Source organism: Clostridium pasteurianum DSM 525 = ATCC 6013, from assembly GCF_000807255.1.
Lineage (GTDB): Bacteria > Bacillota > Clostridia > Clostridiales > Clostridiaceae > Clostridium_I > Clostridium_I pasteurianum.
This window is the reverse complement of sequence record NZ_CP009268.1, coordinates 2,692,662-2,713,190: the sequence shown is the minus strand read 5'-3', so window position 1 is coordinate 2,713,190 and position 20,529 is coordinate 2,692,662. Positions and strand designations below refer to the sequence as shown.

Here is a 20,529-nt window from a genome sequence, read left to right as displayed (position 1 = left end):
GCATGTTTGGTAAAGGATTAATCAATGGTCTTAGAGTAACCTTAGGGCATTTATTTGAAAAAAATATTACACAGCAGTATCCAGAACAGCATCCTAAGCTGCCAACCCGTTCCATTTGTTCTTTTAAGCTGGATTCAGAAAAATGTACTTCCTGTGGTATTTGTGCTTTAAGCTGTCCTAATAGAGTTATTACCATTGACAGTTATAAAGATGAAAATAATAAAAGACATCTAAGTAAGTATGAAATGGAATTGATGTACTGTCTTTTTTGTGGACTTTGTGTTGAAAGCTGTCCTAGTAAAGCCTTACAGTCTACTTCTGATTTTGAATTAAGTGTTTACAATAGAGCTGGAACCAAATTGACATTATTCAGCAGTAAGGAGGATTTGCCATGATTTCGTCTTTTGTTTTTTGGCCCATAGCAATTCTAATTTTAGCCTGTGCCATAGGAGTTATTCATTCAAAAAATATTGTGCATAGTGCACTATTATTGATATTAACCTTTATGGGTATTGCAGTAGTTTTCATTTTTCTTGAAGCGGATTTTCTTGGCTTAGTACAGATTTTAATTTATGCCGGTGCTATTTCTATTTTAATCGTATTTGCTGTAATGCTTACACGAAGAATTGAAATGAAAAATAGTAATCCATTTAATAAATTAAGATGGGCTAGTCTAATATTTTGTTTAGGATTTTTTGGGTTGATTGTACGTTTGATTCTAGTTACTGGTTTCACTTACAAAAATTTAGAAGTAAAAAATACAATTAGCTCTATTGCAGAAGGATTTTTTGGAAATTACATGATTCCCTTTGAAATTTCTGCCATACTTTTGTTGATTGCTATGGTAGGAGCTATTATTTTAGCTAAAGGAGTGAAAAATTAAATGGTTGGTTTAGAGGGTTATCTTATATTAGCAGCAGCTTTGTTTTGTGTTGGACTTTATGGAGCTTTTGCAAAAAGAAATGTTATAAGTGTATTAATGTCTGTGGAAATTATGATGAATGCAGTTAATATAAATTTAGTAGCTTTTAATAGGTTCTTAGCACCTGAAAAAGTTACCGGACATCTTTTCGCTATTTTTGTCATTGTGGTTGCAGCAGCTGAAATTGCTTTAGGATTAGCTATTATCTTAAATATTTACCGCAGCCGTAATACAACTAATGTGGAAGATTTCAATATTTTGAAATGGTAGGTGTTATGATGATATTTATAGGTTTAGCTTGGTTAATTCCAATATTTCCAGCAATTGCATTTTTGTTTATAAGTTTTATTACAAAAAGATTTAAACCCGTTAGTGCAGTAATTGCAATAGCAGGTATGGGTCTTTCTCTTATATTTTCTTTAGGTGTTTTTTATGAGGTCATTACTTCTGGAGTTAGTATTAATCAGCCTGTTGAATATGCTGTTTCCTGGCTTTCAGTTCCCATTAATATTGGAGCTGGAGTATTAATTGATCCACTTACTGCAATTATGCTTCTGATTGTGACTTTTATTGGATTGCTGGTGGAAATATACTCATTAGGATACATGCAAAATGATCCAGGGTTTTCTAGATTCTTTGCAAATTTATCGCTGTTCAGCAGCTCCATGTTAGGCTTAGTAATTGCCAATAACTATTTTCAGATGTTCTTTTTCTGGGAATTGGTAGGTTTGTGTTCCTATCTTCTCATTGGCTTTTATTTTCATAAGCCTTCAGCTGCAAGAGCTAGTAAGAAAGCGTTTATTGCCAATAGAGTAGGAGATTTTGGATTTTTGTTAGGAATTCTCTGCCTTTTCATAGCTTTTGGAACTTTTAATTTCAGGGAACTTGCTGTTAGTATTCCAGTTTATTCCAATGTTCTCTTTCTTATTATTGCGGCATTATTAATTTTTGCAGGTCCAGTGGCAAAGTCAGCTCAATTTCCACTGCATGTGTGGCTTCCAGATGCTATGGAAGGAGCAACACCAGTAAGTGCTTTAATTCATGCAGCTACCATGGTGGCTGCAGGTGTGTATCTTATTGCACGTGGTTATATCTTATTTTCTTCATTACATGAAGTGAGTTTAGTAATTGCTTACATTGGAGGAATAACTGCCTTTATGGCAGGTACTATTGCTCTGGTGCAAAGGGATTTAAAAAGAATATTGGCCTTTTCCACCATGAGCCAGTTAGGTTATATGATTATGGCAATGGGTGTAGGAGGATTTACAGCTGGAATATTTCATCTTACCAGCCACGCATTTTTTAAAGCTCTATTATTTTTGGGTGCTGGTAGCATTATTCATGCTGTTGGGGTACAGGACATTTTTAAAATGGGCGGTTTAATTAAAAAAATGAAAATTACCAGCTGGACTTTCATTATCGGTTCTCTAGCCCTGGCAGGGATTCCACCTTTGTCTGGTTTTTTTAGCAAGGATGAAATTTTATCTGTAACTTACGAGCATGGTTATAGGTTTTTATATTATTTAGGTTTGTTCACAGCATTTTTAACAGCTTTTTATATGGCCCGTTTGGTTTTTATCGTCTTCTTTGGTCAGGAAAGGCAAAAGAATCCAGTACACAAAACTCCTTGGAATATGAAGTTACCTTTAATAATATTATCAGTTTTTGCAGTATTCTATGGTTTCCTGAGTAAGACTTTTGCTTCATACATATATTTTCAGGCAGCTAAAGGTATAGAGCCAAACCTAATCATAATGAGTGAATCGGTGGCGGCAGCTTTCGGTGGAATCATATTAAGCTGGCTTATATATGGTAAGCAGGTAGTGTCAAGTGAAGCTCTTAGTGTGAGATTTAAGCCAATTCATCAACTTCTTTTTAATCAATACTATTTTAATGAGCTTTATAATTGGCTATATGAGAGAATAGTTTCAAATATTTCACGTTTCTTCCACTGGTGTGATCGAAAGATAGTAGATGGAATTTTTGATAATACTACTTTTTTAATAAAAAGGATGGGTATCAAGCTTAGACTTGTTAACTCTGGCAGTGTGCAGAATTATGCCTTCATCTTTTTTATAGCAATTGCTTTCATAATTTTATGGCTGGCAGCACCGATTTTAGGAGGGATATAGATGCAATTTCCGATATTAACATTAATATTATTAGCACCCATTTTAGGTATTATAATAATACTTTTGTTTCCGGCCTCTAAAGTTAAGGAAATAAAAGTAACTGCAGCAATTGTCACTTCAATTTCATTGCTGCTGTCCATTGTAGCTTTTGTAACTTATAATAGGGGAACAGGTGGGCTTCAATTTATAGAATCATATCCCTGGATACCTGCCTTTGGAATAAATTATTCTGTAGGAGTAGATGGTCTAAGTCTGCCTTTGATACTGCTTACTTCCATCGTTATTTTTACAGGTGTCTTTGCATCCTGGAAAATGGAAAAGAGAATTAAGGAATTCTTTATATTTCTACTGTTATTGGTTGCAGGTGTTTTTGGTGTATTTATTTCCCGAGATTTATTTTTGTTTTTCCTATTCTTTGAAATAGCTGTCATTCCAATGTATGTATTAATTGGAGTTTGGGGAAGTACCAGAAAAGACTACGCAGCAATGAAATTAACTCTGTATTTATTGGTAGGCAGTTCACTTGTTTTAGTTGGGATCATTGCAACCTTTGTCTATGCAAATGGTCTGGGCATAAGAAGTTTTGATATTCAAACTCTAAGCAGTATCAGTTATAGTTTTGGATTTCAGAAATTTGCCTTTTTTCTCATGCTAATAGGCTTTGGTGTTTTAGTTCCAATGTGGCCTTTTCATACCTGGTCTCCTGATGGACACGTAGCAGCACCAACAGCTGTGAGTATGCTCCATGCTGGAGTTCTGATGAAGCTGGGAGGTTATGGAATTATAAGGGCAGGAATATTTCTTTTCCCGGAAGGTGCAAAATATTGGGTTCCCTTAATTGCAGTACTATCCATTGCCAATGTAGTATATGGCGCTCTGGTTGCCATGGCTCAAAAGGATTTAAAATTTGTAATTGGTTATTCCAGCGTAAGTCACATGGGATATGTACTTTTAGGGATAGCTTCTCTAAATGTTACAGGAATTGATGGGGCAGTAGCACAGATGTTTGCTCATGGCATTATGACTGCATTGTTCTTTACTTTAATAGGTAATATTTATCATAAGGCTCATACAAGAGAAATTGCTAAATTTGGCGGTTTAATGCATCAAATGCCAAGAATATCCATTGGCTTTATAATTGCTGGCTTTGCATCACTGGGGCTGCCAGGGCTAAATAATTTTGTTGCTGAATTTCTCATATTTATAGGTTCCTTTAGCAAAACAACAAAACTATTTTCAGTTATACCCTTTAAAGTTATCTCAATTTTAGCTGTTCTAGGAATTGTCATTACTGCCGTATATATATTGAAGGTAATTCAAGATACTTTCCTTGGTCCTAGAAAAAAAGAATGGGATCACTTAAAAGATGCTAAAGGCGTGGAAATGGTTCCTATAGTTATCTTATCAGGTGTATTAATATTCTTTGGACTATTCCCAGCACCGCTGATTAATCTTATTCATAGCGGGGCAATTCCATTGATTAAGAGAATATCAGAAGCAGGGCTTATAGGGAGGGGATTTTAATGGTTAGCTATATAGTTGAACTTTTAACTGCAGCTTTATGTATTATTCTTTTGGCAGTAAATTTATTACTTCCAAAGCATAAAGAAAAATTTGCACTGCTCACAGGAATAGGTCTCCTTACGATTTTAGTAATTTCTTTATTCAATGGTAATCATCCACAAACTTTCTTTGGTGGAGCTTACATTATTGATGCTTTCAGTACTTTTTTTAAACAGCTGTTTTTAATTGCTGCCATCTTAACGGTTTTAGTTTCTAAGGATCATATAGTATTTAAGCAAGGAGAGTTCTATGCCTTAATTGTTTCAGCACTTTTGGGAATGATGATTATGGCATCTTCTGGAGAACTTATAACCCTGTATATGGGGTTAGAATTAATGACCATTTCCTTTTGTATTTTAATTGCTTATCGAGGGGATGAAAAGTCCAAAGAAGCAAGTTTAAAATATATTATTTTAGGTGCAATGTCTTCAGCAATTTTTCTGTATGGCTTAAGTTTAATGTATGGTGTAACACAAACTACCATTATTAAAGAAATTGCTGGCGTACTATCAGCAGGGCATCTTGTACCATTAGAAATACTGGGAATGATATTTTTAATGGCAGGTTTTGCTTTTAAAATCTCTATTGTTCCTTTTCATATGTGGGCACCAGATATTTATGAAGGAGCACCTACTTCAATTACTGTATTTTTGGCAGTAGCATCTAAAACTGCTGCTTTGGCAGTTTTACTAAGACTTTTTATGGGCGGTATGTCATCAGTTTCCAGTTATTGGGTTGAATTAACCATACTCTTAGCTGTTTTAACTGTAATATTAGGTAATCTAGCTGCCATTCCTCAGACTAATATAAAAAGAATGCTAGCTTACTCAAGTATTGCTCACGCTGGTTATTTTTTATTGGGTGTTGTTGCTGATTCAAGCCTTGGTGTGGCAGCAATTTTACTCTATAGTTTATTTTACCTTTTTGCCAATATGGGCGCTTTTGGGGTTGCAATTGCCGTTTCTAAAGCAACAGGCAGTAATGAAATTAAAGATTATGCTCATTTATCCCAAAGGTCACCTTTTCTGGCGGCAGCTATGCTCATTTCTTTACTTTCCCTGGCAGGAATGCCGCCCTTGGCTGGATTTATAGGAAAATTTTATCTTTTCTTAGCTATAATAGAGAAGGGACAATTATGGCTGGCGTTTTTAAGTATTGGTATGAGCGTGGTATCAGCATACTACTATCTTAGAGTGGTTAAGGTCATGTACTTTGGAGAAAGTCCTAAGGGATTTGAAACAATTACTGTGTCAAAAAGTACTAAATTGGCACTGACTGTATCTATGATAGCCCTTGTGGTTCTTGGAATTTATCCAAACCAATTAATCAATGTGGTTTTAGCGGTTTCTAAAGCGTTTTTACCGTAACAATTGAAAAACTTAAGATATATGTTATTTTCTGATTTATATGATTATTGTAAAGGTATTGGTAAATTTGGTGAAGACTACAAAATATTATTTAAGATTGCAAAGAATCAATAATAGATAAAGATTATAAAAGAGTTATGGTAAAGGTACTGTATATATTTGCCATAGCTTTTTTATTTTATCTAAGTTAATAGCAATTATTCTAGTATTTTTGTATTCATTAATTGAAATTTTCATATTTTCTACACATTAATTTGATAAAGTTAACCTAGAAACCTAATTAGGAAATAGGAGGTATTGTAGCTTGAATAAAAAATTTAATGGATATAGTGCATTCTTATAATGAGAATGAAACTCATTAATAAATAATTAAAAATATCATTAAAGGGCGGTAATCAATATGAAGAAAAAAAGAATAATAATATCATTAGCAGCAGCACTTTTAACAACAGCAATTTTAGCAGGATGTGGTAGAGCAGCATCTACAAACACTTCTGAAGGGGAAAACAAAAAGGAGCAGGTTGTTAACGTATATTCTGAGAGAAATTATGACACTGATAAACAGCTTTTTGCAGATTTTACAAAACAGACAGGCATTAAGGTTAATGTAGTTGAAGGAACCGCAGATGAGTTGCTGGAGAGGCTAACAAGGGAAGGTAAGGATACTGAGGCTGATATGTTTGTAACAGCGGACGTAGGAAGATTACATAGGGCTAAAGAGCAAGGACTTTTGCAGTCCTCTTTATCAGACACTATATCAAAAAATGTTCCGGAGAATTTAAGGGACAAGGATGGCCAATGGATAGGCTTAACAGTAAGAGCAAGAGTTATTGTTTATGATAAAGAGAGAGTAAAGCCTGAGCAGTTATCAACTTATGAAGATTTAACAAGTCCAAAGTGGAAAGGTAAAGTTGTAGTTAGATCTTCAAGCAGTGTTTATAATCAATCGCTACTTGCTTCTTTTATAGCAATAAATGGTGAAGAAAAAGCCAAAGAATGGGCAAAGGGAATCGTAGCGAATCTTGCAAGAGAACCAAAGGGAAATGATAGAGATCAGGCTAAAGCAATAGTATCAGGTGTAGGTGACGTTGCAATAATGAACACATATTATATAGGAAAGATGATTAATTCCTCTGATGCTGAAGAAGTGAATGCAGCTAAGAAGGTAGGAGTTTTCTTTCCAAATCAAGTAACTAACGGAACACATATAAATGTAAGTGGTACTGGGATTACAAAGAGTTCTAAAAATAAGGAAAATGCAGTTAAGTTAATAGAATTCTTATCAGGTGCAGAAGCTCAAAAGAGCTTTGCAGAAGCCAATTTTGAATATCCTGTAAATAAGGCTGTTGAACCTTCAGAACTTCTTAAGTCTTGGGGAGAATTTAAAACTCAAGATATAAACTTAACAAAACTTGGCGAGTACAATAAGAAGGCAGTAGAAATAATGAATGTAGTAGGTTGGAAATAATTTTAAAGGCAGTCTTCCTGGACTGCCTTTAGTATTAGTAAATGCTACTTTAAGAAAAGGATGTGGAAGTAATTGAAGAAATTTAAATTCATGAAATATAAGCCAAGCTCCTGGGGACTTTTAAGTTTTATATCTGTACTTTTGGTGATTTTGCCATGTATGTATATATTATTTCATATATTTGATAAACCAAATGAAAACTGGTATCATATTAAAGCTTTTCTTTTGAAAGATTATATTATAAATACTATAAAGATAGTTATTGCTACTGGATTTTTTACAATGATAATTGGAACTACATTGGCCTGGTTAATTGCCGCTTATGATTTTCCCTGTAAAAGAATTTTTAAATGGGCACTTATTCTACCTCTCACAATACCCACCTATATAGCTGCTTATACATATAATGGGATATTTAATTACACTGGAGTAGTACAGATATTTCTTAGAAATGTTATGAAGATGAATTTGGATCCTAAATATTTTGACATAATGTCAATAAAAGGTGTAGTGTTTATATTTACAATTTTTTTGTTTCCTTATGTTTATATGATAACTAGATCATTTCTTGAAAAGCAATCTGCTACACTTATTGAGAATGCAAGGCTTCTTGGAAGAGGAGGCAGTGATATTTTTATACATGTAATTTTGCCTATATCTCGTGGAGCTATTGTTGGAGGTACTTCATTAGTACTGCTTGAGGTACTTAATGATTTTGGTGTAGTATCTTATTTTGGAGTACAAACCTTTAGTACAGCTATATTTAAAACCTGGTTTTCCTTAGGAGATACCAGTACTGCAGTAAAACTGGCTTCTATGTTGATGGTTACAGTGTTTATTGTATTAATTATAGAGAAGTGGCTGCGAGGAAGAAAAAAATATAGCTATACTACAGCTAAAGTGAGAGAAATTGTTCCTGTAAAATTAAAAGGGGTAAAAGCTGTAGGAGCACTTCTTTACTGCTTTAGTATTTTAAGTATGGGTTTTATTATACCACTGCTTCAACTAAGTCACTGGAGTATTTTAACTTATAAAAAAATACTTAATTTTAAATTTGTAGGCTTCATGTTTAATTCTATATGGCTGAGTATTATAGTAGCAGTACTTATAATAGTTATGTCTGTAGTTATTGCAAATTTTTGCAGAATAAATAGTCATTGGATTTCTAAGGTTTTTTCTAAAATATCTATTATGGGATACTCTATTCCTGGTGCGGTTATTGCAATTGGAGTAATTCTTCTAATGGTAAGTGTAGATCGAAAGATGGTAGGGATTTATAAGGATATTGATTCTAGCTCAAAGACACTTGTGTTGAGTACAAGTGTGTTCATGTTAGTTTTTGCTTACACTATAAGATTTTTAGCAATAGGTTATCAAGCCATTGAATCAGGATTTGACAAAATAGGAATGAAGTTTTCAGAAGCTTCAAGGACATTGGGGTATGGTGTTACTAAAACATTTTTCAAAGTGGACTTACCTATGATGAAACCAGCATTAATCAGCGGTTTTGCATTAGTTTTTGTTGAAATAGTAAAGGAACTTCCATTAACTTTAATTTTGAGACCTTTTAATTTTAATACTTTAGCAACAAAGACCTATGAATATGCCAATGATGAAATGATACATGAAGCTTCAATTCCATCACTTATTATAATACTTGTTAGTATTGTTTCAGTATATTTACTTTATAGAATAGAAAATAAGGAGAGAAGATAATGTTTATAGAAATACGTAATTTAACTTTTAAGTATAGAAATTCACAACAAAAGACACTTAAGGATGTCAGTTTCAATGTGCAAAAGGGTGAAATACTTTCTATTCTAGGGGAGAGCGGCGGAGGCAAGAGTACAATTCTAAGGTTAATAGCAGGACTGGAGACACCTTTAAGTGGCAGCATTATTGTAGATAATAAAATTATGTTTGATAGTAATACTCTTGTTATACCTGAAAAACGAGGGGTAGGTATGGTATTTCAAGATTACGCTCTTTTCCCACATATGAAAGTAGATGATAATATCAAATTTGGACTTACTAATCTTAACAAGAAGGAAAAGGATGTTAGAGTTTTAGAAATGTTAAAACTTGTTAACTTACAGGATTTTAGCAGTCGATATCCACATGAACTAAGCGGTGGTCAGCAGCAAAGAGTTGCCATTGCAAGAGCTTTAGCTCCAAAGCCATCAGTACTTTTATTGGATGAACCCTTTAGTAATTTGGATACGGATTTAAAGAGTAAAATCAGGGAAGAATTAAAATCAATATTAAATCAAGCAGGCATAACGTCTATTTTTGTAACTCATGATAGAGAGGATGTTAAGAGCATAGCAGATAAAGTAGTTACTTTGAAAGAAGGAGAAATTTTAAAATCAGGGAAACTTGAAGAAGTTTTGTGAATTTATTCCGAAATCTGCACAAAAATAGCATAGAATGATCTATGTCCGTAATATCAGGAATTTATAAATAGCATACTATATTTCATTATTTATTTTTTACAAAGCCCAATATTGTAAAAATATTGAGTTTTGTAAGTTTTCGTGTCGTTGTTGACTCAAATCTTCATATGTTCTACACATTAATGTAATAAAATAAATTAGGAATTAATGTAGGGAGATCCATAAACAAGATTTTACTTTGTATTAAATATATAAAATTAGGGGGATAATAATTTGAACAAGAGAATATTATCTGCTGTTCTGGCTTTGGGTGTAGTACTTACAATGAATGTTAGAGCTTTAGCGGAACCATCCTTAGATGAGCAATTAAATTCATCACAGCAGCAATATAATCAAGAACAAAGCACGTTAAATGAAGCACAAAAAAAGGTCAGTGATATAGAATTAAAGATAGAAATGCTGGATGACGAAATTCAGAAGAATATGATTGAAATTGATAATGTTAAGGGTAAAATAAGTAAAACAGAGGCAGACATAAATAATGCACAAAAAAGCATTAAGAGAGCTGAACAAGATATAAAGGCTGAAAAAGAACTCTATAATAAGAGAATGAGAGCTATGTATATTAATGGCAGCGGTGGATATATAAATATTCTATTGGATTCTAAAGGAGTGAGTGATCTTATTTCAAAGGTGGAAACGATAAAGAGTATAGCTGAATTTAACGACAAAATAATATCAAATTTGAACGAAAGAAGACAAGCTGTACAGGAGAAAAAAGATAAATTTGCACGTGATAAAGAAAAATTAATTGTTTTAAAAAGTGATAGTGAGAAAAAGTTAAGTGATTTAAATAATAAAAAAACACAGCAGCAGCCACTTATTGCAGAGGCTAAAGCACAGCAGAATTCAGCAGCTGAATTAAGTGCATCTACAAAATCTCAAATTGATGCAATAAAGCAAAGAATTGCATCTGCTAAAGCGGCTGAACAGGCGGCTGCAAATGCAAGTCAAAATAATAGTTCAAATAATGCAAATAGTGAAGCAAATAGATCTACGAATATTACTGCCAATAACAATTCAAATACAAATGTTAGTATAAATAGAGGAGGATCATTACCAGCAAGTACTGGCGGATCTGTTTCAAATGATTCAGTTATAGCATATGCATCAAGTTTTTTAGGTACACCATACGTATGGGGAGGTACATCTCCAAGCCCTGGTTTTGATTGTTCTGGATTTACCCAATATGTATATAAAAAATTTGGCGTATCGGTTGGCAGGACTACATATGATCAAATAAAAGATGGAGTAGGAGTGTCAAGAGATCAGCTTAAGCCAGGAGATTTAGTTTTCTTTGGGACATACTCTAATCCACATCATATGGGGATGTATGTAGGAGATGGCATGTATATACATGCACCACATACAGGAGATGTGGTTAAAATATCACCTCTAAATAGAAGTGATTATTTAACAGCTAGAAGAGTAAAATAAAATTAATAAAAAGCTGTGATTTTAAATTCTTCATCTTATCTACATAACTTTTATATATAATACATATAGACAATGGATTAAGGCACATGAAAGGGAGTAAAAAGTTAAAGATATGGATTAGTATACTGACTGGCTATTTCTTTTAATATGCATAAAGGTATTTGTGCTTTTAATATAAAAGAGAGGTGATTGATTTGAAATTTCTAGCTGAGAACTGGTGGTATTTCTTGATTGTTTTTGCAATGGCATTTATGATGTTTAGAAAAGGAGGATGCTGTGGAAGTCATTCTCATCAGGAAGCTAGTAAGATTAACTCTGGGAAAAATATGAATAGCTGTTGCAAGGATAAATCCTCAGAGAACAAAAGAGAATAAAAATTAGTATAAAACTAAGATTGAAGATAAACAGAATTTTGAGATTTATTTGGAATAAAAATTTTTATTAGAATTTTAGGAGGAATATTATGAATTGTCATGATAATAAAAATAATAATCAAGAAAAACCACATAGTCCTTTAAAACATATGCTTCATATGATTCTTTGTTGTGCCATTCCAATTCTTTTAGTGGCAGCTCTACCATTTTTGAAGTTAAATGGAACGCTCAACACAGCTATATTGGCTATTTCACCACTTATATGTCCTATAATGATGGGATTTATGATTTTTATGATGCTAAAAGGTTCAAAGAAGAAAAAGGCAGGTAATGAGAATTTGCAGGAAAGTACACAGATAGCGAAAAAAGATTAAAAATTAAGATATAAATGATAATAAGATTTATTAGTTAAATAGATTTCTATTTTGGAAAGATATGCCCTTGGAGTAGTTTGTGAAGTTTCACTATTTCAGGGGTATTTTTATATGTAAATATAAAATTAATAATGATGAAACACTTACATTAATTTACATGGTTTTAATTTCAATGAATTACAGTTGATGAACCCCATTTTTTTATAGATAGTAGTAACAATGGACAAACTGCGTCCTGCATACTTCCTTTAGATACATTAAGTTCTATTGAAGACAAGTAATCTAATAATTCTCAAATTACTTGTCTATTTTAATATTGAATATTTTACAATTTTTATTTATAGTAGTTTTGCTTAAATATTTTTTTTATTTCGCATAAATCATTAGTAAATCCAAGTGCTGCCATGAGTTTTATTCTGGCCTTTTGTCCATTAAGGTTGCCGCCTAGAATCACTCCTCTATTAGTAAGATCTTTTCCTCCTCCTTTATATCCATAGCTGTCAGAAACTTTTCCGGTTATGCATCTTGAAACTAGAATTATAGGTATATTTCGATTTATAGCATAATCGATCCCGGGAAGCATACCTGGTGGTATATTTCCGCTGCCCATACCTTCAATAACTATGCCTTTTGTTCCTGAATCAACACAAAATTTTATAAGTTTATAGTCCATACCACAGGCACACTTTATAAGAGATACACCACTTTCAATTTTTGATACAGATATATATTCAGATTTTGAATAATCAAAATAAAAATATGGCTTGTTATTGTCAACAAAACCTATAGGACCAAAATCCAAACTTTTAAAGGTATCTAGAGAATGAGTATTGGTCTTTGTTACCTGGGCAGCACAGTGAATTTCACCATTCATTATAACTAAAACCCCTTTGTTTTTAGCACTTTCAGATGCTGCTGTAAGAACAGCAGTCACTAAATTTGCAGCACCATCCCATCCAAGCTCAGAGCTGCTTTTCATTGCTCCTGTAAAAATTACAGGATTTGAAGTATTACAAGTTAAATCCACTAAATATGCAGTTTCTTCAAGTGAATCAGTTCCGTGAGTTACCACTATACCATCATAAACTTTAGCCTTTTCACTTATCATTTTTGATAATTCCAGCATCTTTTCTGGAGTTATATGGGGACTTGGGATAGTAGAAAAATCCATACAGTGAATGTTGGCTATATTGTCTACATTTGGGATTAGATCTAATATATCTTTACCACACATAGATGGAACGGATGCATTTATATTTTTATCTCTTTTCATTGATATAGTTCCACCAGTAAATATAATAAGAATGTTTTTCATTTTATTGCTCCTTGTCTTTATTCTGGGGGTAAAATTATAAGTGATCATTAAATGAAACAAGCTATTAAATTTACTTTTATTTTATCATAATCTGTTGGTAAGGTATATGTGAAAAATAATGTAAAATTCAATGTAAATGTTTTATAATTAATAAATTGACAAAAGATGTTATTGATTTAGTTATTTGCTTAAGAAATTATTAATTTTGCTTATGTATAAAAGTAAAAAGAAATACCCAAGTTAAAATATCATGTTTTTGTTTATATTATAAAAATTTGTTAAACTAATAAAATCAAGCATATATTAAAATAAATATAATAACTATAGGTGTATAAATTAACAATTAGATATGATTTTAATAAAAAATGTGGTATTATAGAATAAATAGAAAAATAAATAACTGTTATATAACTGAATAAAATTTTAATTTTATAATTTAAAGATAGTTGGTGGGAGTATTATGAATAATAAAGTAGAACAAGCTGTATGGAAATTTAGCAGAGGAGTTAATTGTGCTCAAAGTGTATTGTTAACTTATTGTAATGAATTGAATTTAGATATGAATTCAATTCTAAAATTAGGAAATGGTTTAGATGAAAAACTGTATAAAAGTGAAGTTTGTGGAGCAGTAACTGGGGCAATAATGGTTTTAGGCTTAAAATATGGAAATAATACAAATATAGATAGTGCATCAGAAGAAAAAGTTTATGAAATGATTAATCTTTTTAGAGAAAGATTTCAGAAAATGAATTGTTCAACCATATGCAAAGATTTAATTGGATGTAATTTAAGGCAAAAAGGTATGAGGGATTATGCTATACAAAAAGGTGTATTTAAGGATATATGTCCTAAGCTTATTAAAGATGCCATTGATATTATAGAAGAACTTAAGTGTTAAATTATAATGATAATTAATCTTACTTAGTAAGAGTTTTTGCTCTTACTAAGTTTAGATGAATTATAGAGATAATAGGATGATTATATGATACTAAAATTTATTTATGCTGGAAAAGAAATAGAGTTTGAAGTGATTTTTAGTAAGAGAAAGACCATGGAAATATCTATAAATCCAAATGGAGATATTAAAGTTAGATCACCTGTAGGAATCTCGGAAGAAGTAATAATAGAACAAATGAGAGTAAAGGCCACTTGGATTGTTAAAAAACTTTATCAGTTGAAACATAGGAGAATTAAGTCTTTAATTAGAAAATTTGTTAATGAAGAAATATTCATGTATTTGGGAAAAGAATATTTTTTATACATAGATAGGAACCCCAATGTACTTAAACCAGAAGTTAGCCTGGTTGATGATAAAATTATAGTTACTATTGATAATAAAAATGAAGAAAATATAAGAAAAATTATGGAGCTTTGGTATAGAGAAAAAGCAAAACAAGAGATAATCAAGAGAATTAATTTTTATCAGAAATTTTTTGATAAAGTTCCTCTAGAAGTTAAGATAAAAGAGCAAAAGAGGAGATGGGGGAGCTGTACATATAGAGATTCACTTCTTTTTAATTGGAGATGTGTTATGGCTAGAGAAGATGTTTTGGATTATATAGTAGTTCATGAAATGTGTCATATGGTTCAAAAAAACCATTCAAAACAGTATTGGGATTTAGTACATTCCATTTTACCAGATTATAAGAAAAGGCATCAATGGCTTAAAGATAATACTTTGAAGATGGATTTTTAATTTTAATATTATATAGATTGGTGATACATATAGAACAAATTATTAAGAATTTTGTTGATAATGATCTATAAATATATAAAATATAGGTGTATTCTTCAAAATATTTATTAAATCTTCATATTTTCTTAACAAACATTTGATAAGATAAGTTATAATTAACATATTAGGGTATTTATCCGATAAATTGCTTGTTTACAATATTTTTTTATAGAACGAGAACAAGTAGTGGATAAGTATTTAGATAACGATTTCTGAGCATTAGATAGAACAAAAATCTATATAACACTGAGAATTTTAATATTAAGTACATAGGGGGATAAAAATTTGAATAGGAGAATACTTTCTGTTATTTTAGCATTAGGAATAGTTTTTACAGCTAATGTTAGAACTTTAGCCGCGCCATCTTTAGATGATCAGCTCAATCAATCACAAGATAAATATAAGCAAAGTCAGAATATGATAAATGAGGCACAAAAGAAGATTAATGATATAGAAATAAAAATAGAGATGCTGGATAATGAAATTCAGAAGAATATGGCTGAAATTGATAATACAAAAAATAAGATAGCTAAAACAGAAGACAGTATAAATAATGCAAGAAAGAGTATTGAAAGATCAGAACAGGATATAAAGGCTGAAAAAGAACTCTATAATAAGAGAATGAGAGCCATGTACATTAGTGGCAATAGTGAATACATAAATATTTTATTGGATTCTAAAGGTGTAAGCGATTTTGTTTCTAAGGTTGAAACAATAAAAAGTGTAGCAAAATTTAATGATAAGATAATATCTAATTTAAGTGTGAGAAGGCAAGCAATTCAGGATAAAAAGGACAAGCTTGAAAGGGATAAAGAAAAATTAGTTGTATTAAAAGTTGAAAATGAGAAAAAAGTAAATGAGTTAAATAATAAGAAATCAGAACAACAGCCTCTTATTGCAGAAGCAAGAGCACAGGAAAGCGCAGCAATTGAATTAAGCACTTCTACAAAAGCTCAAATTGATGGAATAAAGCAAAAAATTGCAGAAGTTAAAGCAGCTGAGGCTAGAGCAGCTGAACAGGCGGCACAGCAGCAAGCAGCGGCAGCTTCAAACTCCAATAATTCAGGAAATCAGACAAGTTCAGCAAAAAATATTACCGCAAGTAGTAATAACAATATAAGTATAAATAGAGGTGGAGCAGTACCTTCTAATTCTTCAGGTAATTCAATTATAGCTTATGCTTCTAACTTTTTAGGAACTCCATATGTTTGGGGAGGAACATCTCCAAATCCTGGATTTGATTGCTCGGGATTTACTCAATATGTGTATGCAAAATTTGGAATATCCATTGGAAGAACTACCTATGATCAAATAAATGATGGAGTAGCTGTGTCAAGAGATCAGCTTCAACCGGGTGATTTGATTTTCTTTGGAAGTTGGGGTGACCCTCATCATGTAGGTATGTATGCTGGTAATAATATGTACATACATGCACCTCGTACAGGAGATGTAATAAAGATATCACCATTAACTAGAAGTGATTATTTAACAGCTAGAAGAGTAAAATAAAGTAAGACTAATAAACGTTTGATGAAAATCAAGCGTTTTATTTTTATATATTAGGAATTTAAAAATTTTTTGTATAAAAATATTGCCCGGCAGGGCTTGAAAAATCTAATGTTAGAAGTTTGAGGAAAATATTACAAGTAATATTTTGGAATAGGATTTTTGATATAATTATTAGCAAATTTAGTGATTGGTGATGATTATGCAAGGTGTTATAAAACAAATATTTGTGGATAATTGGGAAAAATTCAGTGAGATATATAAAGGGAAAATTAGAGCTAACATAAGTAGAGAAGTTGATAAGATGATTAATTGTAAATCCTTAGATAATGGATTTATTGAGTTTAAGTGTGAAAATTGTGGTCATATAAAAAGAGTTGGATTTAGCTGTAAAAGTAGATTTTGTACCTCATGTGGTAAGAAAAAATCTGAAGAATGGTCTGATGAAATGGTGGCAAGACTTATTAACTCAAAGCATAGACATATGGTATTTACAATTCCACAGGAACTTAGAATATATTTTGCTAGGGATAGAAAACTATTATCATTATTACCTAAATGTTCAGCAAAAGCAATTATGAGCTGGTTTAGAGATTTAAATAAAAAAGAATGTTTTACACCAGGAATAATCTCAGTAATTCATACTTTTGGAAGAGACTTAAAATGGAATCCACATGTTCACTTAATTGTCACCGAAGGTGGTGCTGGAGAAATTACAATTTGGAGGAATACAAAACATATAAATTATACAGCACTAAGGAAAAGATGGCAAAAAATATTGTTAGACGAAATAGGAATTAATCTTAAAAGTGGAAAAAAAGAATTTAAAAAATTAAAAAATAAGCTATATAAAAGGTTAGAGAATGGATTTTATGTATATGGAAAAGGTGAAATAAAAACAGCAAAGCAAGCAGGAAAGTATGTTGGAAGATATACAGCAAGACCAGCTATCGCTGAATCAAGAATAATAAAGTATGATGGTAAAAAAGTAACTTTTCGTTATGAAAGACATGAAGATGGTGAAGAAGTTGTAGAGGAAATAGATGTTATTGATTTTATAGGTAGAGTAATAAGACACATACCAGAAAAGAATTTTAAGATGATAAGATATTATGGAATATATGCTAAAAACACAAGACATAAAAATAAATTTTTTAAGTTGGTAAATGAAAAAGTTGCTGAGTTCAAAAGAAAAATTAATAATTGGCAAACAAGAATACTTCTTACATTTGGAGTGAATCCATTAAAATGTGAAAAGTGTGGAACACAGATGAAATTTCATGATATATACTATAAAAATGTAAGTGTAAGAGAAAAATTTAAAGAGAAAATAATAGGTGAAAACAAAATAAAAATTGAAGAGATAATGTACAATTATGGTGTGATTAAGGGAATAATTCGTGATAAAATAGAGCCATTATATGTATAAAGGAAGGTAGTTATTATGGCTAAAAAGAATAAAAAAATAAAAGATAAACAAAGGGCAAAATATAAAGCTAAATTGAAAGAAAATTTAATTGAAGAAGACGGAGTCTTATATATATGTACAGAATGTGGAGTGGAAGAATATATACCAAGGGATGTAGTTGAGATGTTTGATGAAATAGATGATGAAAATGTAATTGAACCTCCTACATTTAGTTGCGAGAAATGCGGAGCTATAATGAAACCAAGAAAATATGACGGAGTTCATGGTATAACTTATGAGTATTAAAATGCGGAGCATCAATATGCTTCGCAAAGGTTTTAGCTTTATAAAAATATTATGAAATAGATATGCTAAGAAATGGGTCTAATTAAAGGGCTTCGCCCAAAAGAAGTTGAGCGAAGCGAAATAACGCGGCTGTGGCCGCTTTTTTATTATAAAATAAATAGTAAGATAAAATAAATTGTAATTTAGTGTTAAAATATAATAGGGAATAGTAATATAATTTTATGTTAAATATAAATCAAGAGGGTGGTATTTTGAAATGTGAGATAAAAACTAATAAAAATCAGGAATTTATTAATATAACAAATTTGGTTAGAGATGCTGTAAGAAAAAATGATGTTAATGATGGTATTGTTACTGTATTTGTTCCTCATACCACTGCAGGAATAACTATAAATGAAAATGCTGATCCGGATGTAGTGACAGATATGCTATCATCTCTAAATAGAAGATTTCCAGTTGAAGATGGATATTTACATAGAGAAGGAAATTCTCATGCACATATAAAGGCGTCACTCATGGGATCATCTTGCAGTGTGATTGTAGAAAATGGTAAATTAATGCTTGGCACCTGGCAGGGAATTTATTTTTGTGAATTTGATGGACCAAGAAGAAGAAATATTTATGTAAATATAATAAGAGGGTAAAAATATTTAAATATTTTCTATTTTTAATATTCTCATATAGATTACTTTTTAAAGTGCAAAAATTATTTTGTAATGAAGTTAGTCTAATTATGATATAATATGTATAAATATAAGATTGTTAGAGGTGGTTATTGTGAAAAATGGAAAAGTTATTGCTTCTATTCTAGGTATTATTACAGTTTTATCTTTAATTGTAACAATATGTACTTTGATTAGCAAAAATAAATCTTATATAGAAGTAAAAAATAATTAATCTTTATGCTTAAATGATAGAAGGTTTATGGCAAATACTATATTTAAATTTAATTGTCTATTAAATTTAAATATAGTATTTGTTAATTATTTGAGCATTTTAATGACAAATTTTTTGCATTCTATAACTAAAATATCTTTATTAAAATTTGAATCTTTATTATAAAGAACTTCATGACACATTCCTTCAATTAAAGCGTATACTAAAAATAATTTTTCTTTTATGTTGGAAAAACTAGAGGTGTATTCAGAAAGTTTTTCCATATATTTATCTATTTGAATTTTCTGATGTTCATTATAACAATTCTTAATGTAAGTATCTGTACAGGCTAGCATGGCAATTTCTTGATGAAATCTTGGAGAAAATTTATGGTTTTCAAGCACTGAATTTACAATAACATCTACTAAGGATATTAGATCATTTTTATTTTTTATCTTATTTAAATTTTTTATTGTATTGTTATATATAGAATTACTGTATAATTTTAAGACTTCAACAAAAATATCCTTTTTATCTTTAAAATAAGCATATACGCTTCCTGTGGCTAAGCCTGCCTCTTTGGCTATTTCAGCTGTAGTGGTATTTAAATATCCTTTGTCATTGAATATTTTAGTAGCAGTATCAATTATTTTTTTTCGCTTTTCAATAGATCTTTTTTGTACAGGTATACGTATTCCTTTACTCATATATTATCACCCACTTAAATTTTAGAATTAATTTATTATTTTGTCAACAATATGAAATGTATTTCATATCATTGGTATTTTGACTATTATTAATGAGTTGTATTAATAAATGAATAAAAAATACAGTAAAAAAATTAGAAATTTATAAAACTCACTTGATTTTTATATAAATACTAAATATAATAATATAAAATGATATAAAACATAACTATATAGATAAAAAATTCCATATAGTTAATAAATATATTAAATGAAATTATTTGCATTATAATATAGAATGATTTTATTTGCAAAATGTTTTTTAAAGTAATATAACTTGATAAAATGAATTTATTTTATCTTGAACTAGAACAATTATCATAGATAGATTGAGTATTGAAAGGGTGATATTATGATAACAAAAGATATAACTATAGGAAAGATAATTAAACATTATCCTGAAAAGCTTGAAGTTTTGATGGAATTTGGGCTATATTGCAATGATTGTCTTTCTGCTAAGTTTGAAAGTGTAGAAAAAGCAGCAGCAGTTCATGGACTTGATGTTGAGGAATTGATTTATCAATTAAATTTATCTGAGGAGAGATGA

21 protein-coding genes are annotated in these 20,529 nt (G+C 30.7%); 19 read left to right on the top strand and 2 right to left on the bottom strand.

The window, feature by feature from the left end; translation table 11 throughout:
• Positions 1-2 precede the first annotated feature (2 nt).
• The 12 genes from CLPA_RS12310 to CLPA_RS12260 all read left to right on the top strand — a co-directional run bounded on the left by CLPA_RS12310 (position 3) and on the right by CLPA_RS12260 (position 12,090).
• A complete protein-coding gene (locus CLPA_RS12310) occupies positions 3-395 on the top strand; it encodes a 4Fe-4S binding protein (protein WP_003447438.1) in 393 nt (130 codons plus the stop codon).
• A complete protein-coding gene (locus CLPA_RS12305; protein ID WP_003447440.1) occupies positions 392-883 on the top strand; it encodes an NADH-quinone oxidoreductase subunit J family protein in 492 nt (163 codons plus the stop codon). The genes CLPA_RS12310 and CLPA_RS12305 overlap by 4 nt, the downstream gene beginning before the upstream one ends.
• On the top strand, positions 884-1,192 hold the full coding sequence (gene nuoK, locus CLPA_RS12300; protein WP_003447442.1) for an NADH-quinone oxidoreductase subunit NuoK: 309 nt from the start codon (positions 884-886) through the stop codon (positions 1,190-1,192).
• Positions 1,186-3,054 (top strand): NADH-quinone oxidoreductase subunit L, encoded by a 1,869-nt coding sequence (gene nuoL, locus CLPA_RS12295; RefSeq protein WP_003447443.1) that lies wholly within the window; start codon positions 1,186-1,188, stop codon positions 3,052-3,054. The genes nuoK and nuoL overlap by 7 nt, the downstream gene beginning before the upstream one ends.
• Positions 3,055-4,578 carry a complex I subunit 4 family protein gene (locus CLPA_RS12290; RefSeq protein WP_003447444.1) on the top strand — a complete coding sequence of 508 codons (1,524 nt, stop codon included), beginning with the start codon at positions 3,055-3,057 and terminating at the stop codon, positions 4,576-4,578.
• Positions 4,578-5,984 carry an NADH-quinone oxidoreductase subunit N gene (locus CLPA_RS12285; protein WP_003447446.1) on the top strand — a complete coding sequence of 469 codons (1,407 nt, stop codon included), beginning with the start codon at positions 4,578-4,580 and terminating at the stop codon, positions 5,982-5,984. Before CLPA_RS12290 ends, CLPA_RS12285 begins: the two co-directional genes overlap by 1 nt.
• A 400-nt stretch (positions 5,985-6,384) precedes the next feature.
• Complete coding sequence (locus CLPA_RS12280) at positions 6,385-7,452, top strand: Fe(3+) ABC transporter substrate-binding protein (protein WP_003447448.1); 1,068 nt, start codon at positions 6,385-6,387, stop codon at positions 7,450-7,452.
• Positions 7,453-7,524: 72 nt separating this feature from the next.
• Positions 7,525-9,168: an ABC transporter permease gene (locus CLPA_RS12275; RefSeq protein WP_003447450.1), complete on the top strand. Its 1,644-nt coding sequence runs from the start codon at positions 7,525-7,527 to the stop codon at positions 9,166-9,168.
• Positions 9,168-9,845, top strand: coding sequence for an ABC transporter ATP-binding protein (locus CLPA_RS12270; RefSeq protein ID WP_003447452.1), 678 nt, complete (start codon positions 9,168-9,170; stop codon positions 9,843-9,845). The genes CLPA_RS12275 and CLPA_RS12270 overlap by 1 nt, the downstream gene beginning before the upstream one ends.
• A gap of 273 nt (positions 9,846-10,118) precedes the next feature.
• Positions 10,119-11,342 (top strand): C40 family peptidase, encoded by a 1,224-nt coding sequence (locus CLPA_RS12265; protein WP_003447474.1) that lies wholly within the window; start codon positions 10,119-10,121, stop codon positions 11,340-11,342.
• A gap of 194 nt (positions 11,343-11,536) precedes the next feature.
• Complete coding sequence (locus tag CLPA_RS20860; protein ID WP_143756580.1) at positions 11,537-11,716, top strand: hypothetical protein; 180 nt, start codon at positions 11,537-11,539, stop codon at positions 11,714-11,716.
• A gap of 89 nt (positions 11,717-11,805) precedes the next feature.
• Entirely contained in the window at positions 11,806-12,090 is a 285-nt protein-coding gene (locus tag CLPA_RS12260; protein ID WP_003447475.1) for a hypothetical protein, read from the top strand.
• Between the two features lie 334 nt (positions 12,091-12,424).
• Here the strand turns inward: CLPA_RS12260 and CLPA_RS12255 are convergent, their stop codons facing one another.
• Positions 12,425-13,405 (bottom strand): asparaginase, encoded by a 981-nt coding sequence (locus tag CLPA_RS12255; protein WP_003447476.1) that lies wholly within the window; start codon positions 13,403-13,405, stop codon positions 12,425-12,427.
• Positions 13,406-13,865: 460 nt separating this feature from the next.
• On the opposite strand from CLPA_RS12255, the gene CLPA_RS12250 reads away from it, so the two are divergent.
• The 6 genes from CLPA_RS12250 (at position 13,866) to CLPA_RS12225 (ending at position 19,004) form a co-directional block, all read left to right on the top strand.
• Positions 13,866-14,303 (top strand): C-GCAxxG-C-C family protein, encoded by a 438-nt coding sequence (locus CLPA_RS12250; RefSeq protein WP_003447477.1) that lies wholly within the window; start codon positions 13,866-13,868, stop codon positions 14,301-14,303.
• An 84-nt stretch (positions 14,304-14,387) separates the two neighbouring features.
• Complete coding sequence (locus tag CLPA_RS12245) at positions 14,388-15,101, top strand: M48 family metallopeptidase (RefSeq protein WP_003447478.1); 714 nt, start codon at positions 14,388-14,390, stop codon at positions 15,099-15,101.
• Between the two features lie 324 nt (positions 15,102-15,425).
• Complete coding sequence (locus CLPA_RS12240) at positions 15,426-16,649, top strand: C40 family peptidase (RefSeq protein WP_003447479.1); 1,224 nt, start codon at positions 15,426-15,428, stop codon at positions 16,647-16,649.
• A gap of 199 nt (positions 16,650-16,848) precedes the next feature.
• The gene (locus CLPA_RS12235) at positions 16,849-18,075 is read left to right on the top strand and encodes an IS91 family transposase (RefSeq protein ID WP_003444845.1); all 1,227 of its coding nucleotides are present in this window, start codon (positions 16,849-16,851) and stop codon (positions 18,073-18,075) included.
• A gap of 15 nt (positions 18,076-18,090) precedes the next feature.
• Positions 18,091-18,360, top strand: a complete 270-nt coding sequence (locus tag CLPA_RS12230; RefSeq protein ID WP_003441259.1) for an SIR2 family protein — start codon at positions 18,091-18,093, stop codon at positions 18,358-18,360.
• A 251-nt stretch (positions 18,361-18,611) separates the two neighbouring features.
• Positions 18,612-19,004, top strand: a complete 393-nt coding sequence (locus CLPA_RS12225) for a secondary thiamine-phosphate synthase enzyme YjbQ (protein WP_003447482.1) — start codon at positions 18,612-18,614, stop codon at positions 19,002-19,004.
• A 339-nt stretch (positions 19,005-19,343) separates the two neighbouring features.
• On the opposite strand, the gene CLPA_RS12220 is transcribed toward CLPA_RS12225, so the two are convergent.
• Complete coding sequence (locus tag CLPA_RS12220; RefSeq protein ID WP_003447484.1) at positions 19,344-19,943, bottom strand: TetR/AcrR family transcriptional regulator; 600 nt, start codon at positions 19,941-19,943, stop codon at positions 19,344-19,346.
• A 391-nt stretch (positions 19,944-20,334) separates the two neighbouring features.
• On the opposite strand from CLPA_RS12220, the gene CLPA_RS12215 reads away from it, so the two are divergent.
• Complete coding sequence (locus tag CLPA_RS12215) at positions 20,335-20,529, top strand: DUF1858 domain-containing protein (RefSeq protein WP_003447486.1); 195 nt, start codon at positions 20,335-20,337, stop codon at positions 20,527-20,529.

Coding starts and splice junctions, on each gene's coding strand:
- CLPA_RS12310 (WP_003447438.1), top strand. CDS start 3: ATGTTTGGTAAAGGATTAATCAATGGTCTTAGAGTAACCTTAGGGCAT.
- CLPA_RS12305 (WP_003447440.1), top strand. CDS start 392: ATGATTTCGTCTTTTGTTTTTTGGCCCATAGCAATTCTAATTTTAGCC.
- nuoK (WP_003447442.1), top strand. CDS start 884: ATGGTTGGTTTAGAGGGTTATCTTATATTAGCAGCAGCTTTGTTTTGT.
- nuoL (WP_003447443.1), top strand. CDS start 1,186: ATGGTAGGTGTTATGATGATATTTATAGGTTTAGCTTGGTTAATTCCA.
- CLPA_RS12290 (WP_003447444.1), top strand. CDS start 3,055: ATGCAATTTCCGATATTAACATTAATATTATTAGCACCCATTTTAGGT.
- CLPA_RS12285 (WP_003447446.1), top strand. CDS start 4,578: ATGGTTAGCTATATAGTTGAACTTTTAACTGCAGCTTTATGTATTATT.
- CLPA_RS12280 (WP_003447448.1), top strand. CDS start 6,385: ATGAAGAAAAAAAGAATAATAATATCATTAGCAGCAGCACTTTTAACA.
- CLPA_RS12270 (WP_003447452.1), top strand. CDS start 9,168: ATGTTTATAGAAATACGTAATTTAACTTTTAAGTATAGAAATTCACAA.
- CLPA_RS12260 (WP_003447475.1), top strand. CDS start 11,806: ATGAATTGTCATGATAATAAAAATAATAATCAAGAAAAACCACATAGT.
- CLPA_RS12255 (WP_003447476.1), bottom strand. CDS start 13,405: ATGAAAAACATTCTTATTATATTTACTGGTGGAACTATATCAATGAAA.
- CLPA_RS12250 (WP_003447477.1), top strand. CDS start 13,866: ATGAATAATAAAGTAGAACAAGCTGTATGGAAATTTAGCAGAGGAGTT.
- CLPA_RS12245 (WP_003447478.1), top strand. CDS start 14,388: ATGATACTAAAATTTATTTATGCTGGAAAAGAAATAGAGTTTGAAGTG.
- CLPA_RS12235 (WP_003444845.1), top strand. CDS start 16,849: ATGCAAGGTGTTATAAAACAAATATTTGTGGATAATTGGGAAAAATTC.
- CLPA_RS12230 (WP_003441259.1), top strand. CDS start 18,091: ATGGCTAAAAAGAATAAAAAAATAAAAGATAAACAAAGGGCAAAATAT.
- CLPA_RS12220 (WP_003447484.1), bottom strand. CDS start 19,943: ATGAGTAAAGGAATACGTATACCTGTACAAAAAAGATCTATTGAAAAG.
- CLPA_RS12215 (WP_003447486.1), top strand. CDS start 20,335: ATGATAACAAAAGATATAACTATAGGAAAGATAATTAAACATTATCCT.